The 14,943-nt window shown below is 73.3% G+C and carries 13 protein-coding genes and 1 riboswitch; of the genes, 9 read left to right on the top strand and 4 right to left on the bottom strand.

What is annotated here, in order from left to right; all coding sequences use genetic code 11:
* Positions 1-51 precede the first annotated feature (51 nt).
* The 6 genes from QHG49_RS14070 to QHG49_RS14045 all read left to right on the top strand — a co-directional run bounded on the left by QHG49_RS14070 (position 52) and on the right by QHG49_RS14045 (position 8,415).
* Positions 52-1,020, top strand: coding sequence for a LysR family transcriptional regulator (locus QHG49_RS14070; protein WP_159704297.1), 969 nt, complete (start codon positions 52-54; stop codon positions 1,018-1,020).
* A gap of 160 nt (positions 1,021-1,180) precedes the next feature.
* Positions 1,181-2,701, top strand: a complete 1,521-nt coding sequence (locus QHG49_RS14065) for an aldehyde dehydrogenase family protein (protein ID WP_301489962.1) — start codon at positions 1,181-1,183, stop codon at positions 2,699-2,701.
* A gap of 69 nt (positions 2,702-2,770) precedes the next feature.
* Positions 2,771-4,309: a GMC family oxidoreductase gene (locus QHG49_RS14060; RefSeq protein WP_159704303.1), complete on the top strand. Its 1,539-nt coding sequence runs from the start codon at positions 2,771-2,773 to the stop codon at positions 4,307-4,309.
* Positions 4,306-5,526 (top strand): glycine betaine/L-proline ABC transporter ATP-binding protein, encoded by a 1,221-nt coding sequence (locus QHG49_RS14055; RefSeq protein ID WP_159704306.1) that lies wholly within the window; start codon positions 4,306-4,308, stop codon positions 5,524-5,526. Before QHG49_RS14060 ends, QHG49_RS14055 begins: the two co-directional genes overlap by 4 nt.
* Positions 5,526-7,454 carry a proline/glycine betaine ABC transporter permease gene (locus QHG49_RS14050; protein WP_159704309.1) on the top strand — a complete coding sequence of 643 codons (1,929 nt, stop codon included), beginning with the start codon at positions 5,526-5,528 and terminating at the stop codon, positions 7,452-7,454. The genes QHG49_RS14055 and QHG49_RS14050 overlap by 1 nt, the downstream gene beginning before the upstream one ends.
* Positions 7,455-7,461: 7 nt before the next feature.
* Positions 7,462-8,415 carry an ABC transporter substrate-binding protein gene (locus tag QHG49_RS14045; protein ID WP_370530575.1) on the top strand — a complete coding sequence of 318 codons (954 nt, stop codon included), beginning with the start codon at positions 7,462-7,464 and terminating at the stop codon, positions 8,413-8,415.
* Positions 8,416-8,419: 4 nt separating this feature from the next.
* Here QHG49_RS14045 and QHG49_RS14040 read toward each other — a convergent pair whose 3' ends face one another.
* Both QHG49_RS14040 and QHG49_RS14035 read right to left on the bottom strand, forming a co-directional pair.
* Positions 8,420-9,157 (bottom strand): isocitrate lyase/phosphoenolpyruvate mutase family protein, encoded by a 738-nt coding sequence (locus QHG49_RS14040; RefSeq protein ID WP_301489961.1) that lies wholly within the window; start codon positions 9,155-9,157, stop codon positions 8,420-8,422.
* Positions 9,154-9,651 carry a carboxymuconolactone decarboxylase family protein gene (locus QHG49_RS14035; RefSeq protein WP_159704315.1) on the bottom strand — a complete coding sequence of 166 codons (498 nt, stop codon included), beginning with the start codon at positions 9,649-9,651 and terminating at the stop codon, positions 9,154-9,156. Before QHG49_RS14035 ends, QHG49_RS14040 begins: the two co-directional genes overlap by 4 nt.
* A 46-nt stretch (positions 9,652-9,697) precedes the next feature.
* Here QHG49_RS14035 and QHG49_RS14030 point away from each other — a divergent pair, with 46 nt between their 5' ends.
* Positions 9,698-11,086 carry a PLP-dependent aminotransferase family protein gene (locus QHG49_RS14030; protein ID WP_145483044.1) on the top strand — a complete coding sequence of 463 codons (1,389 nt, stop codon included), beginning with the start codon at positions 9,698-9,700 and terminating at the stop codon, positions 11,084-11,086.
* A 9-nt stretch (positions 11,087-11,095) separates the two neighbouring features.
* On the opposite strand, the gene QHG49_RS14025 is transcribed toward QHG49_RS14030, so the two are convergent.
* Positions 11,096-11,953 carry a helix-turn-helix domain-containing protein gene (locus tag QHG49_RS14025; protein ID WP_145483046.1) on the bottom strand — a complete coding sequence of 286 codons (858 nt, stop codon included), beginning with the start codon at positions 11,951-11,953 and terminating at the stop codon, positions 11,096-11,098.
* A gap of 222 nt (positions 11,954-12,175) precedes the next feature.
* Positions 12,176-13,024: a DMT family transporter gene (locus tag QHG49_RS14020; RefSeq protein WP_145484069.1), complete on the bottom strand. Its 849-nt coding sequence runs from the start codon at positions 13,022-13,024 to the stop codon at positions 12,176-12,178.
* 128 nt (positions 13,025-13,152) lie between these two features.
* On the opposite strand from QHG49_RS14020, the gene QHG49_RS14015 reads away from it, so the two are divergent.
* Both QHG49_RS14015 and QHG49_RS14010 read left to right on the top strand, forming a co-directional pair.
* On the top strand, positions 13,153-13,533 hold the full coding sequence (locus QHG49_RS14015; RefSeq protein ID WP_145483049.1) for a hypothetical protein: 381 nt from the start codon (positions 13,153-13,155) through the stop codon (positions 13,531-13,533).
* A gap of 13 nt (positions 13,534-13,546) precedes the next feature.
* Positions 13,547-14,731 (top strand): glutathionylspermidine synthase family protein, encoded by a 1,185-nt coding sequence (locus tag QHG49_RS14010; RefSeq protein WP_301489960.1) that lies wholly within the window; start codon positions 13,547-13,549, stop codon positions 14,729-14,731.
* Positions 14,732-14,826: 95 nt separating this feature from the next.
* Positions 14,827-14,915, top strand: a riboswitch (ZMP/ZTP riboswitch).
* Positions 14,916-14,943 lie beyond the last annotated feature (28 nt).

The following is a 14,943-nucleotide window of genomic DNA, read 5'->3' as shown; positions in this document are numbered from 1 at the left end:
CCGTAGGCTCAGCCTTGACCTGCACTCCAGTGCAACTTATGCAAGGAATGAATGCGTATGACGCAATCCACGGGCCTCGACCTGAATCTGCTGGTCGCGCTGGACGTGCTGCTGGAGGAGCAGAGCGTGCGGGGTGCCGCGCGCCGGCTGCATCTGTCCGAACCGGCCATGAGCCGCACCCTCGGCCGCATCCGCAAGGCGCTCGGCGACCCCGTCCTCGTGCGGGCCGGCCGCCGGATGGTGCCGACCCCGCACGCGCTGGCCCTGCGCGCCGAGGTGGGCGCCGTGGTGGAGCGGGCCCGCGCCCTGTTCGCGCCCGGCCGGGACACCGACCTGCGCACGGTGAGCCGTACCTTCACGATCCTCGGCCACGACGCCATCGCCGCCACCCATGGCGCGGCCCTCCTCGCCCGCGCCGCACGCGAGGCCCCCGGCATCCGGCTGCGCTTCCTGTCCGAGAGCCATGTCGACGCTCCCTTCCTGCGCCAGGGCACCGCCGACCTGGAGATCGGGGTGATCGACACCACCGCCCCCGAGGTGCGCCAGGAGACGGTCTACGAGGACCGCATGCTCGGCGTCGTACGCTCCGGACACCCCTTGCTGGAGGGCGAGTTGACGCCCGAGCGGTTCGCCTCGGCGGCCGGTCACCTCATCGTGTCCCGGCGCGGCCGGCTGCGCGGACCGGTCGACGAGGCGCTGGCCGAGCTGGGGCTGAGCAGACGGGTGGTGGCCGGCGTCGGCACCTACCCGGCGTCGCTGTTCGTGCTGCGCGCGACCGATCTCATCGGCCTGATCAGCCCCTGGGCCCGCCCGCTCGCCGAGCCCCTCGGACTGACCCTCTTCGAGATCCCGCTGCGCCTCCCCGCCGCCCCGGTCGGCTTCGCCTGGCACCCCCGTCACGACGCCGACCCGGCCCACGCCTGGCTGCGCGACCGGGTCCGCGAGCTGATGGAACAGGGCGCCGGTCCCGCCGCCACGGGCTGTACCGGGCCCATGGACTCAACGCAGCGCCCCGGATAGGCGCCCACGTCCCTTTTCCGCCGTCTTTTCAGTGACGCCGCGCACTTTCGGCGCCCGATTCCGCATGCAAACGGAGGTCCGGGGCAGGGGGCCACGGTCCCTGAGCCGGCCCTTTGCGTGACACAGGGGCGCCGAACAGTAACGGAAGGCAACACCGATCATGGCGGAAAGCACGGCACGACAGACGAAGGCGACCATCCACGCGGGAGGCGAGTGGCTGACGGCGATCTCCGGGGCGACCCGGGAGATCCTCGATCCCGCGGACGCCCGACCGTTCGCCGTGGTCGCGGAGGGGGACGAGAAGGACGCCGAGCGCGCCGTGGCCGCGGCCCGGCAGGCGTTCGACCACGGCCCCTGGCCGGGCACCCCCGTCGCCGAGCGCGCCGCCCTGCTGCGCCGCGTCGCCGACCTCCTCGTACGCGATCGCGAAGCGCTCGGCCGTCTGGAGGCCCAGGACGCGGGCAAGACCGTGGCAGAGGGCCGGGTCGACATCGACTGTGTCGCCGACGCCTTCCGCTACTTCGCCGACCTGGTGGCCGCCGAGGCCCCCGGCCGCGTCGTGGACGCCGGCTCGCCCGACATCCACAGCGTCGTCGTGCACGAGCCGGTCGGTGTCTGCGCCCTGATCACCCCCTGGAACTACCCGCTGCTCCAGGCCAGCTGGAAGATCGCCCCGGCGCTCGCGGCCGGCAACACCTTCGTGATCAAGCCCAGCGAGATCACCCCGATGACCACCGTCGCGCTGATCGAACTGCTGGTGGAGGCCGGACTGCCCGCGGGCGTCGCCAACATCGTCACCGGCCCCGGCCACACCGTCGGCGCCCGGTTCGCCGAGCACCCGGACGTCGACCTCATCTCCTTCACCGGCGGACTGGTCAGCGGCACCAAGGTCGCCCAGGCCGCCGCGCCCAGCGTGAAGAAGGTCGCCCTCGAACTCGGCGGCAAGAACCCCAACGTGGTCTTCGCCGACGCCTGCGCCACCGAGGAGGGCTTCGACACCGCCGTCGACCAGGCGCTGAACGCGGCCTTCATCCACAGCGGCCAGGTCTGCTCGGCCGGCGGCCGGCTCATCGTCGAGGAGCCGGTGCGCGAACGCTTCGTCGCCGAACTCGCCCGCCGCGCCCAGAAGATCAGGATCGGCCGGGGCACCGAGGACGGCGTCGAGGTCGGCCCGCTCGTCTCCGAGCAGCAGCGCGCCAAGACCGAGGCGTACGTCGCCTCCGCGCTCGCCGAGGGCGCGATCCTGCGCTGCGGCGGCAAGCGGCCCGAACCCGCCCCCGAGCGCCCCGGGTCCGGCTACTTCTACGAGCCGACCGTCCTCGACGGCTGCCACCGGGAGATGAAGGTCGTCCGCGAGGAGGTCTTCGGACCCGTCCTCACCGTCGAGACCTTCACCACCGAGGACGAGGCCGTCCGCCTCGCCAACGACACCGAGTACGGCCTCGCCGGCGCCGTGTGGACCACCGACCCCGGCAGGGCCCGGCGCGTCGCGGCCCGGCTGCGCCACGGCACCGTCTGGATCAACGACTTCCACCCCTACCTGCCGCAGGCGGAGTGGGGCGGCTTCGGCAAGAGCGGCACCGGCCGCGAGCTGGGCCCCGCCGGGCTCGCCGAGTACCGGGAGACCAAGCACGTCTACCAGAACCTCGCGCCGAAGCCGGTGCGCTGGTTCGCCGGCTGAGTCGACTCCGTTCAGGAAAGCCCGGGTCCGGGCCCCGGGACCACTCGACATCCCCTGGAGCAGCACCCCATGTCCCACACCCCCCACGTCTACGACTACGTCGTCATCGGCGGCGGCACCGCGGGCTCGGTGATCGCCTCCCGCCTCACCGAGGACCCCGACGTCACCGTCGCCGTCATCGAGGGCGGCCCCAGCGACATCGACCGCGAGGACGTCCTCACCCTGCGCCGCTGGCTGGGCCTGCTCGGCGGTGATCTCGACTACGAGTACACCACCGTCGAGCAGCCGAACGGCAATTCCCACATCCTGCACAGCCGCGCCAGGGTCCTCGGCGGCTGCTCCTCGCACAACACCCTGATCTCCTTCAAGCCGCTGCCCTCCGACTGGGACGAGTGGGAGCGGGCCGGCGCCGAGGGCTGGGGCGCGGTGCCGATGGAGGCGTACTACGCCCGGCTGCGCAACAACATCGTGCGCGTCGCCGACAAGGACCAGAACGCCATCGCCAAGGACTGGATCGACGCGACGAAGACCGCGATCGGCGTCCCCGAGGTGATCGGCTTCAACGACAAGCCCTTCCACGAGGGCGTCGGCTTCCTCGACCTCGCCTACCACCCGGAGAACAACAAGCGCTCCTCCGCCTCCGTCGCCTACCTCCACCCGCACCTGGAGGCCGGCGACCGCCCCAACCTCACGCTGTTCCTGGAGACCTGGGCGTACCGGCTGGAGCTGGACGGCAAGCGCGCCACCGGCGTCCACGTCCGCACCAAGGACGGCGCCGAGCAGCTGATCAGCGCCCGCCAGGAGGTCGTCGTCTGCGCCGGCGCCGTCGACTCCCCGCGGCTGCTGCTGCTGTCCGGCATCGGCCCGAAGCGGGACCTCGAAGAGCTGGGCATCCCGGTCGCGCACGACCTGCCGGGCGTCGGCGAGAACCTCCAGGACCACCCCGAGTCGGTGATCGTCTGGGAGACCAACCGGCCGCTGCCGGAGAACTCCGCGATGGACTCCGACGCCGCGCTGTTCGTGCGCCGGGACGCCTCGCTGGACGCCCCCGACCTGATGTTCCACTTCTACCAGATCCCCTTCACCGACAACCCCGAACGCCTCGGCTACGAACGCCCCGAGCACGGCGTGTCGATGACCCCGAACATCCCCAAGTCCCGCGCCCGCGGCCGCCTCTACCTCACCAGCGCCGACCCCGAGGCCAAGCCCGCCCTCGACTTCCGGTACTTCACCGACGAGGACGGCTACGACGCGCGGACCCTCGTCGACGGCGTGAAGATAGCCCGCGAGATAGCCAGGACCGAGCCGTTCGCGGGCTGGCTGAAGCGCGAGGTCTTCCCCGGCCCCGAGGTCACCGACGACGAGCAGCTCAGCGAGCTGCTGCGCAAGGCCCACCACACCGTCTACCACCCCGCCGGCACCTGCCGGATGGGCGCGGCCGACGACGAACTCGCCGTAGTGGACCCGGAGCTGAAGATCCGTGGTCTCGACGGCATTCGCGTCGCGGACGCGTCCGTCTTCCCGACCGTTCCCGCCGTCAACCCGATGATCGGGGTGCTGATGGTCGGGGAGAAGGCCGTCGATCTGATCGGAGGCGATCGCCGATGAGTACCACCACTCCCGCCGTGCCCACCCGCAAGCCCCCCACCGCCCAGGACCGCGCCCCCGTCTTCTCGGTCTCCGGGCTGTGGAAGGTCTTCGGCCCCAAGCCCGAGCGCGTCCCCGCCGACCCCGGACTCGGCGCCCTCGACGCGGCCGAGCTGCGCGCCCGCACCGGCTGCACCGCCGCCGTCCGCGACGTCTCCTTCGACGTCCGAAAGGGCGAGGTCTTCGTGGTGATGGGCCTGTCCGGCTCCGGCAAGTCCACCCTCGTGCGCTGCCTGACCCGGCTGATCGAGCCGACCGCGGGCACCATCGCCATCGACGGCGAGGACGTACGCGCCATGGACCGGTCCCGGCTGCGCGAACTGCGCCGGCACCGCGCCGCGATGGTCTTCCAGCACTTCGGCCTGCTCCCGCACCGCACCGTGCTCGACAACGTCGCCTACGGCCTGGAGATCCAGGGCGTCGGCAGGGCCGAGCGCCGCGAGCGCGCCGCCGAGATCGTCGCCAAGGTCGGCCTCGAAGGCATGGAGCACCGCCGCCCCGGCCAGCTCTCCGGCGGCCAGCGCCAGCGCGTCGGCCTCGCCCGCGCACTCGCCGTCGATCCCGAAGTGCTGCTCTTCGACGAGCCGTTCAGCGCCCTCGACCCCCTCATCCGCCGCGACATGCAGGACGAGGTCGCCCGCCTCCACGAGGAGGAGGGCCGCACGATGGTCTTCATCACCCACGACCTCAGCGAGGCCCTCAAGCTCGGCGACCGCATCGCCCTGATGCGCGACGGCCGGGTCGTCCAGCTCGGCACCCCCGAGGAGATCGTCGGCTCCCCGGCCGACGACTACGTCCGCGAGTTCGTCCGGGACGTGCCGCGCGAGCAGGTCGTCACCTGCCGTACGGCCATGCGCCCGGCGACCTCCGACGAGTCCGCCGAGGGGCCCGCCCTCACCCCGGACGCCACGGTCTCGGAGGCCATCGAGGCCGTCGCCCGCACCGGTGAACCGGCCCGCGTGATGGACCACGGCAAGTGCCTGGGCGTCGTCGACTCCGAGCAGCTGCTGAGCGTCGTCGCGGGTGTGGAGAACCCGCCCGCCGCCACGAGCGGCCGTACCGCCGCGGGCCCGGCGCGGGCGGGCACGGCCACCGCGACCCGCGAGCGCGCGCAGGCGAAGAAGCCGGCGGCCTCCACCCCGGCGGCCTCCACGGCCTCCACCCCGGAGGCCGTCTGATGGCCACCCTCACCGTCCCCGCCCTGCGCACCAGGACCCCCGCCGTCCTGCGCAACAGAGCCGTCGGCAAGCTCCTCCTGCTCGCCCTGATCACGGCCGTCCTGCTCCCGCTGCTGCACGGCCGCGCCTGGCCGCACCACCTCACGGTCAGCCTCACCGGGCCGCTGACCCACGCCAGCGACTGGATCATCGACAACCGCGACACCCACCCCCTCTTCCTCTACTTCTTCGGCTACATCAGCAACGCCGTCGTCCTCGCCGTCCGCGCGGTCTACGTCACCCTCCTCGCCCTCGGCTGGCCGGGCGTCACCGCGCTCGGCGCCCTCGTCGCCTGGCGGGTGGCGGGCCCCCGCCTCGCCGCCGGCACCGCCGTCGCGTTCCTCGCCTGCGGTGTGCTCGGCATGTGGGAACCGACGATGCAGACCCTCGCGCTGATGGTCGCCGCCGTCCTCGCCTCGGTGCTCGTCGGCGCCGCCCTCGGCCTCGCCGGCGGTCTGTCCGCGCGCCTCGACCGCGCCCTGCGCCCGGTCCTGGACACGATGCAGGTCCTCCCGGCCTTCGCCTACCTCCTCCCCGTCGTCCTGGTCTTCGGCATCGGCGTCCCCGCGGCCGTCCTCGCCACCGTCGTCTACGCCGCCCCGCCCATGGCCCGCCTCACCGCGCTGGGCCTGCGCGGCGCCGACCCCGAGGTCCTGGAGGCCGTGGAGTCGCTCGGTGCCACCCGCCGCCAGCGGCTGCTGACCGCCCGTATCCCGCTGGCCCGCAAGGAACTGCTGCTGGGCCTCAACCAGACGATCATGATGGCCCTCTCCATGGCCGTCATCGCCTCCGTCATCGGCGCCGGCGGCCTCGGTGACCGCGTCTACCAGGCCCTGTCCACCGTCGACGTCGGCCAGGCCCTCGCCGCCGGCATCCCGATCGTGCTGCTCGCCGTGGTCCTGGACCGGGTGACCGGCGCGGCCGGCGCCGACGGGGCGAAGGGGTCCCGGACGATCGGCTGGCCGTACGCCCTCGCCGTCACCGTCGCCGCCGCCCTCGCCGCCCGGCTGCTCGGCGCCCTCGACTGGCCGAACGGCTGGAGCGTGCAGATCGCCGCCCCGGTCAACCGCGCCGTCGACTGGATGACCTCCCATCTCTACTCCGGCGTCCCGGTCGTCGGCGGCACCGCCGACTGGGCGGCCCACTTCACCACCTGGGTCCTGGACCCGATCCGCGACGGACTCCAGTGGCTGCCCTGGTGGTCGCTGCTGCTGATCGTCGCCGCCCTCGCCTGGGTGATCGGCACCTGGCGCACCGCGCTGACCGCCGTGCTCGCCATGGCCGCGATCGGTGTGCTCGGCGTGTGGGACCCCGCCCTCGACACCCTCTCCCAGGTGCTGGCCGCCGTCGCCGTCACCCTGGTGCTCGGCCTCGCCACCGGCATCGCCGCCGCCCGCAGCGACCGCGTCGAGCGCGCCCTGCGCCCGGTCCTGGACGTCTTCCAGACGATGCCGCAGTTCGTGTACCTGATCCCGGTCGTCGCCCTGTTCGGCGTCGGCCGCGCCCCCGCCGTCGCCGCGGCCGTCGTCTACGCGCTGCCCGCCGTCGTCCGCATCACCACGCAGGGCCTGCGCCAGGTCGACCCGGCCGCGCTGGAGTCGGCGCGCTCGCTCGGCGCGACCGGGCGGCAGCAGCTGTGGCAGATCCAACTGCCGCTCGCCCGCCGCGCGTTGCTGCTCGCCGTCAACCAGGGCGTGGTCCTGGTCCTCGCGGTCGTCATCATCGGCGGTCTGGTCGGCGGCGGCGCCCTCGGCTACAACGTCGCCTTCGGCCTCGCCCAGGGCGACCTGGCGACCGGTCTGGTGGCCGGTGCCGCCATCGTCTGCCTGGGCCTGATGCTGGACCGGGTGACCCAGCCCACCGAACGCCGCCCGGGGAAGGGAGCCTGACATGCGGATCCGACTGCGTACGACGATCCCCGTCGCGCTCGCCGTGCTGGGGCTGACCACCGGCTGCGGCGCCGCCGACATGACCAGGCAGGCCAGCCCGTTCGCGCACACCGGCGGCGGCAAGAGCGTCACGCTGTCCGTGCAGTCCTGGGTGGGCGCCGAGTCCAATGTGGCCGTCGCCCAGTACCTGCTGGAGCACAAGCTGGGCTACCGCGTCGACACCGTGCAGGTGGACGAGGTGCCCGCGTGGGACGCGCTGAGCCAGGGCCGGGTGGACGCCCTCCTGGAGGACTGGGGCCACCCCGACCAGGAGAAGCGCTACGTCGAGGACAAGAAGACGATCGCCCGGGCCGGCGATCTCGGGGTGACCGGTCACATCGGCTGGTTCGTGCCGACGTACCTCGTCAAGCAGCACCCCGACATCACCGACTGGCACAACCTGAACAAGTACGCCTCGCTCTTCCGCACGGCGGAGAGCGGCGGCAAGGGCCAGCTGATGGACGGCTCCCCGTCCTATGTCACCAACGACAAGGCCCTGGTGAAGAACCTGAAGCTGAACTACCAGGTCGTCTTCGCCGGTTCCGAGGCCGCGCAGATCACCCAGATGAAGCAGTTCGCCAAGGAGAAGAAGCCCTTCCTGACGTACTGGTACTCACCGCAGTGGCTGTTCAAGAAGGTCCCGATGACGGAGGTGAAGCTGCCGCCGTACAAGGACGGCTGCGACGCGGACGCGGCGAAGACCGCCTGCGCCTACCCGCGCACCCCGCTCCAGAAGTACCTCAACGCGGACTTCGCGAAGACGGGCGGCAAGGCAGCGGAATTCCTGAAGAAGTTCCGCTGGACCACCGACGACCAGAACGAGGTCTCCCTGCTGATCGCCCAGGACAAGATGTCCCCGGAGGCGGCCGCGAAGAAGTGGGTGGACAGCCACCCGTCCGTCTGGAAGAAGTGGCTGTCCTGAGCCGCTAGTGACGCAGCCCGGCGGCGAGTTCGGCCGCCGCGGCCGCGGCCCTGCGCTGGAACTGCGGGCCGAACGTGATCCGGGTGGCCCCGAGTTCGCCGAGCGCGGCGGGCGAGGGGCCGTCCGGGGCCAGCGGGGCCAGCACGTTCAGCGGGCCCTCGATACCGGACCGCAGCAGGGGCAGTACGTCCACCGGGGCCAGGATCGGGTACACGCACTCGGCACCCGCCGCGACGTACGACGCGGCCCGTTCGACGGTCGCTCCGACGGCCCGCTCGGGGTTCCCGTCGCCGTGCACGAAGGTGTCGACGCGGGCGTTGAGGAAGATCCGGCCCGCGGCGGCCGCGCGGAACTCGGCCAGATAGTCGGCGTGCTCCCGGGGGTCCTTGAGCGCACCCCCGCTGGAGTCCTCGATGTTGCAGCCGACGGCGCCCGCCTCCAGCAGCCGCTCCACCAGCTCCTTGGGCGCGAGCCCGTACCCGCCCTCGACGTCCGCCGTGACCGGCACGTCCACCGCGCGGGTGATCCGGGCGAGTGCCGCGAACATCTCGTCCGCCGGGGTCTCGCCGTCCGCGTACCCGAGCGCGGCGGCGATCCCCGCGCTCGGCGTGGCCAGCGCCTCGAACCCCGCCTCCGCGAGGGCCCGCGCGCTGGCCGCGTCCCAGGGGCCGGGCAGGATCAGCGGGTCACCCTGCGGGCGCCCCCGGTGCAGCGCGCGGAGCGCCTCCACGGTGCCGGTCACGCGTGCTGTCCGGGCTGGTAGTGGCCCGGGGTCATCCGGGCGGTGACGCCGAACCGGTTCCAGGCGTTGATCACCGTGATCGCGGCGATCAGCCGGGTCAGCTCGGGCTCCTCGAACTGCTTCGCGGCCCGCTCGTACACCTCGTCCGGCACGAAGCCGTCGGTGAGGACGGTGATCGCCTCGGTCAGCTCGATCGCCGCCAGCTCCTTCTCCGTGTAGAAGTGCCGCGACTCCTCCCACGCGCCGAGCTGGATGATCCGCTCCACGCTCTCCCCGGCCGCGAGCGCGTCCTTGGTGTGCATGTCCAGGCAGAACGCGCAGTGGTTGAGCTGCGAGGCGCGGATCTTCACCAGTTCGAGCAGCTTCGGGTCCAGCCCCTGCCGGGCCGCGATGTCCAGCCGCACCATCGCCTTGTACACGTCCGGAGCGTGCTCGCTCCAGTTCAGACGGGGGGCGTGCTCGGTGGCGTACTCGGTGTTCTCGTCCGTGTCCATGCCTCCACGGTAGGAGCGAGGCAGCCCAGGAGTATGGTCCATTTCCATGGCGGAATCCTGGGCCACTTCGGGCGTCGACCTGCATCTGGAACCGGCCGGCCCGGGCGGGCTGCGCCGGGGGCTGACCGACGCCCTGCGCGACGCGGTCCGCACCGGCCGGCTCGCCCCCGGCACCCGGCTGCCCTCCTCCCGGGCCCTCGCCGCCGACCTCGGCATCGCCCGCAACACGGTCGGCGAGGCGTACGCCGACCTGGTCGCGGAGGGCTGGCTCACCGCCCGGCAGGGCTCCGGCACCCGGGTCGCCGAACGCACCGTGGTCCCGCCGAGCGGGCCCGCCCGCCGGCCCCGCGTCCCGGCCCGGCCCACCCACAGCCTGGTCCCCGGCACCCCCGACCTCGCCGCGTTCCCGCGCGCCGAGTGGGCCAGGGCCGCCCGCCGCGCCCTGACCGCCGCCCCCAACGACGCCCTCGGCTACGGCGACCCGCGCGGCCGCGTCGAACTGCGCACCGCCCTCGCCGGGTACCTCGCCCGCGTCCGGGGCGTCCGCGCCGACCCCGAGAACCTGGTCGTCACGGCCGGCTTCTCGCACGCCCTGCGCATCCTCGGCCAGGTGCTGCGCGCCCGCGGGGCACGCTCGGTGGCCGTCGAGTCGTACGGCCTCGACATCTACTGGAGCCTCCTCAAGGCCGCCTCCCTCGCCACCCCCGCCCTGCCCTGGGACGAACTCGGCACCGACCCGGGCCCGTTGACCACCGAGGGCGCCGTACTCCTCACCCCCGCCCACCAGTTCCCCATGGGCCTGCCCCTGCACCCCGACCGGCGCGCGGCCGTCGTCGACTGGGCCCGGCGCACCGACTCCTTCGTCCTGGAGGACGATTACGACGGCGAATTCCGCTACGACCGCCAGTCCGTCGGCGCCCTCCAGGGCCTCGACCCCGACCGCGTCGTCTACCTCGGCACCGCCAGCAAGTCCCTCGCCCCCGGCATCCGGCTGGGCTGGATGGTGCTGCCCCCGGCCCTCGCCGCCGAGGTGATCGCGGCCAAGGGCCACGCCGACACCGTGGGCGTACTCGAACAGCTCACCCTCGCCGAGTTCCTCACCTCGGGGGCGTACGACCGGCAGGTCCGCGCCGCGCGGCTGCGCTACCGGCGCCGCCGCGACGCCCTCGCCGCGGCCGTCGCCGAACGCGCCCCCGGCGTCCGTGTCACCGGGGTCGCCGCCGGTCTGCACATGCTGCTGCGGCTGCCCCCGGGCACCGAGTCCTCCGTCGTCCAGGCCGCCGCCTGGCAGGGTCTCGCCCTGCACGGCCTCTCCTACCACCGCCACCCCGAGGCCGTCGCCGAGCCGCTGGACGCCCTGGTGGTGGGGTACGGGACGCCGCCGGACAGCGCGTGGGCGGGGGCACTGGAGGCGCTGTGCAGGGTGCTGCCCTAGGGCCTCTCGTCAGCCGGTGAGCGGGTGGAAGACCAGGAAGAAGAACCGGGCGCCCGGTGAGCCCAGCGGCTGCGCGGCGCACAGGGTCACCAGGCCCCGCGCGGCGGGGGTGTGCTTCTCGCAGCACCGGTCGTCCGCGGCGGCGGCGAGTCCCGCGTGCCGCACCGGCCGGGTGTCGCCGTCCTGCTGCACATAGGTGATGTCGTGCCGGCGGTAGACGGGCCCCACCACGGGGTCGTCGTTCACCTCCGCGTCCAGCTGCCGCAGATCGGTGTTGTCCGGGTGGGCCGCCACCGCCGCCCGCAGCTGGGCCGCGACCGGCGCCGCCCACCGCTCCGCCCAGTCCAGCAGATGGTGCTCGCGCGCCTCCTCGCGCAGCAGCATCCAGCGCATCACGTTCCGCTCGGGCAACTCGGGCTCCGCGCCCTCGGGGCGGGGGAACATGCGCAGGAAGTCGTCGTTCCAGGCGAGGAGGTTCCAGGCCACGTCGTTGACGTAGCAGGGCACGCCGGACACGCCCTGGACGGCCGTGAACCAGGCCGGGTCCACCCGGGTGCCGGCCTCGGGGTTCATGGGGACCGGCGGTTCATGGCCCAGCGCGTAGACGTACAGCGCGCCGCGCTCCGGCTCGGCCATGCGCAGCACGGTGGAGACCGCGTCGAGGAACTCGGGCGCGGGGGAGGACATGTCGCCCCGTTCCAGCTGCGCGTACGTGCGCTCGGAGACGTACAGCGCGTGCGCCACCTGGGCCTGGGAGAGCCCGGCGGACCGCCGGCCGCGACCGGTGCGGCGGGGCCAGCCCAGCTCGACGGGGTCGATCAGCGAGCGCTTGTGCCGCAGCAGCGACCGCAGGGCTTCCCTGTCCATCCCCGACTCCCTCCCGGCGCAGCGCGCCTCACCGGCCCGGCAAATATCGGAAGTCCACGTTCCTGAAAATCCGGTTCCGGAAAATGGAGTTCCTGGTCACGGGTCCGCGCTCGGCGCAGGATGGTGCGCGGACCGGTTGCGCTGCGGGGGGCGCAGCCGGTCCGTCGCTTCTCCGGGCCCCGCGCGAAGGGCTCCGCCGCCGGCCGGGGGCTGTTGTGCGGCCTACTCGGCGTCTTCCGTCGGCTGCTCCGCCGTCTCCGCCTCCGGGGCCTCGCCGAAGCGGGCCAGGGCCAGGGCGCCCGCCACGGCCACCGCGAAGCCGAGGACGGCCAGCCAGGCCATGCCCTCGCGGGTGCGGTCGCCGAGCCAGACGACGCCGACCGCCGCGGGGCCGAGCGTCTCGCCGAGCACCATCCCGGCCGTCGCCGTCGTGACCGAGCCCCGCTGGAGGGCCGAGGTCAGCAGGATGAAGGCGGCGCCGCCACCGATCAGCAGGGCGTACGTCGCGGGGTTGGTGAGCAGCGTGGCCGGCGCGAGGCTGTCGATCAGCCGGACCGTCACCTCGACCACCCCGAAGCCGCACCCGGCGCCGAGCCCCAGCACCAGCCCCCGCGCCGGACCGGACAGCCGCCCGCCCGCGAGCCCGAGCAGCAGCAGCCCGACCGCCACCGCGAGCATCACCCACCGCAGCGTGTCCGGCCCCGCCGTGCCGCCCTCCGGCCCGGAGGCGAGGCCCAGCATCGCGAGCCCGGCGCACACCACGCCCACCGCGCCCCACTCCACACCGCGCAGCCGCACGTCCAGCAGCCGCGCCGCGACCACCGCCGTCACCGCGAGGCTGGCCGCGAGGGCGGCGCCGACCGCGTAGATCGGCAGCGAACGCAGCGCCACGATCTGGAACAGGAACCCCAGCCCGTCCAGCCCGAGCCCGGCGAGGTACCGCCACTGCCGCAACGCCCGCAGCAGCAGCGCCGCCTCACCGCCACCACCGGTACCGGCCTGCCGCGCCGCCACCGCCTGCAACACCGTCGCGGTACCGAAACAGACCGCCGCGCCAAGGGCGCACACCATTCCAAAGAGCACAAAGGGACTCTAAGGGAGCCCCGCCACCGCCCTGTCATGCTCACCCCCCTTGGCCGGTTCTCATACCGGTCTCTAGGCTTGCCGCACCGCACATCGCACACGGGGGAGACACGAACATGGCCGAAACCAGGCGACGGCTGCGCTCCGGCACGGTGGTCCTCGGCGGCGTCGGCCTGCTGGCCGCCGCGCTCACCGCCTGCTCGTCCCAGCCGGACAAGCGCTGCGTGGACCAGAGCAGCTACACCTACGCCAAGGGCTACAAGGTCGTCTCCGACAAGAACTGCAAGACGGTCAAGTCGGCGGTCGACGGCGCCTGGTACTACGGCGGCAAGAAGAAGGGCTCCTGGGTGAGCGGCGGTTCCTTCACCAAGCCCCGCCGCGGCTCCGGGCACTCCACCAGCCACTCCACCAACCACTCCTCGACGCACTACGGCTCCGGCTCCGGCGGGGTGCACCGCGGCGGCTTCGGCGGCGGCTCGCACAGCTCCGGCGGCTGACCGGGACCGCCGTATGGAACGCCGTACCATCACCCCCCGCCCCGACTGGCAGCGCACCGTCGAGGAGCAGGGCCTGATCTACCCGCTCACCCGCCACCCCGACGGGAGCCTGCGCCCCTACTGGGACGAGAGCGCGTACTACGTCTTCTCGCTGCCCGAGGTCGAGGCGCTGGAGGAGACGGTCGCCGAACTGCACGCCATGTGCCTGGCGGCGGCCGGCCACCTCGTGGAGCGGGGCCGCCTCGCCGACCTCGGCATCACCGACCCCGCCGTTGCCGCCGCGGTCACCGAGTCCTGGCGGCGCCGGGCCGAACTCCCCTCCTTCTACGGCCGGTTCGACCTGCGCTACGACGGCACGGGCCCCGCCAAGCTGCTGGAGTACAACGCCGACACCCCCACCTCCCTGGTGGAGGCCGCCTCCCCGCAGTGGTTCTGGATGGAGGACCGCTTCCCCGGCGCCGACCAGTGGAACTCGCTGCACGAACGCCTGGTGGAGTCCTGGCGCAGGCAGTCCGCGCTGCTCCCGCCCGGGAGCCTCCTGCACTTCGCGCACTCCGCCGCCGACGAGCTGGGCGAGGACCTGATGACGGTCGCCTATCTGAAGGAGACCGCGGAGCAGGCGGGCCTTGCGACCGACTGGCTCGCCATGGAGGAGATCGGCTGGGACACCCTCTCCGGCCGGTTCGTGGACAACCGGCTGCGGTTCATCCGCGCCCTCTTCAAGCTCTACCCCTGGGAATGGCTCACCACCGACGCCTTCGGCGGGCACGTCCTGGACACCCTGGACAACGGCGGCGGCACCGGCAGCACCCTGTGGATCGAGCCCGCCTGGAAGATGCTCCTGAGCAACAAGGCCCTGCTGGCCGTCCTGTGGGAGCTGTACCCCGGCCACCCCAACCTCCTGCCCTCCTACCTCGACGGCCCCCGCGAGCTCGCCGCCACCACCGGCTACGCCGCCAAGCCCCTCCTGGGCCGCGAGGGCGAGGGCATCACCCTGCACCCGCCGGGCCTCCCCGCCGCCGTCCGCCCCGAGCCCTGCTGCTACCAGCGGCTCGCGCCGCCGCCCGCCTTCGACGGCAACCATGTCGTCCTCGGCGCCTGGGTCATCGACGGCGAGCCCGCGGGCCTCGGCATCCGCGAGTCGGCGGGCCCCGTCACCGACGGGTACGCGCGCTTCCTGCCGCACGTCATCCTCTGAGCCGAGCGGCCCGCGTCCTGTGGGCGGAGCGGTCCGCGTCCTCGCCCGCATGGTGGACGCCGGATCTCCGACCCGGGGGCAGGCCGGTACGCTGAGCCACGGGCCGTGACTGGCGCGCTGGGATGGGACGGACCATCGGGGAGCGGCCTTGCTGGACACAGTGCCGTGCGCCTGGGCCGAACGTGAACGCCGAAACGCACCCCGTCCGGAGG

Source organism: Streptomyces sp. WP-1 (genome assembly GCF_030450125.1).
Taxonomy (GTDB): Bacteria; Actinomycetota; Actinomycetes; order Streptomycetales; family Streptomycetaceae; genus Streptomyces; species Streptomyces incarnatus.
The sequence above is the reverse complement of the archived record's forward strand: the minus strand, read 5'-3'. Positions and strand labels throughout refer to the sequence as shown.

Bases quoted from the DNA above. Each gene is read 5' to 3' on its own strand.
- QHG49_RS14070 (WP_159704297.1), top strand. From the start codon at position 52: ATGCGTATGACGCAATCCACGGGCCTCGACCTGAATCTGCTGGTCGCG.
- QHG49_RS14065 (WP_301489962.1), top strand. From the start codon at position 1,181: ATGGCGGAAAGCACGGCACGACAGACGAAGGCGACCATCCACGCGGGA.
- QHG49_RS14060 (WP_159704303.1), top strand. From the start codon at position 2,771: ATGTCCCACACCCCCCACGTCTACGACTACGTCGTCATCGGCGGCGGC.
- QHG49_RS14055 (WP_159704306.1), top strand. From the start codon at position 4,306: ATGAGTACCACCACTCCCGCCGTGCCCACCCGCAAGCCCCCCACCGCC.
- QHG49_RS14050 (WP_159704309.1), top strand. From the start codon at position 5,526: ATGGCCACCCTCACCGTCCCCGCCCTGCGCACCAGGACCCCCGCCGTC.
- QHG49_RS14035 (WP_159704315.1), bottom strand. From the start codon at position 9,651: ATGGACACGGACGAGAACACCGAGTACGCCACCGAGCACGCCCCCCGT.
- QHG49_RS14030 (WP_145483044.1), top strand. From the start codon at position 9,698: ATGGCGGAATCCTGGGCCACTTCGGGCGTCGACCTGCATCTGGAACCG.
- QHG49_RS14025 (WP_145483046.1), bottom strand. From the start codon at position 11,953: ATGGACAGGGAAGCCCTGCGGTCGCTGCTGCGGCACAAGCGCTCGCTG.
- QHG49_RS14020 (WP_145484069.1), bottom strand. From the start codon at position 13,024: ATGGTGTGCGCCCTTGGCGCGGCGGTCTGTTTCGGTACCGCGACGGTG.
- QHG49_RS14015 (WP_145483049.1), top strand. From the start codon at position 13,153: ATGGCCGAAACCAGGCGACGGCTGCGCTCCGGCACGGTGGTCCTCGGC.
- QHG49_RS14010 (WP_301489960.1), top strand. From the start codon at position 13,547: ATGGAACGCCGTACCATCACCCCCCGCCCCGACTGGCAGCGCACCGTC.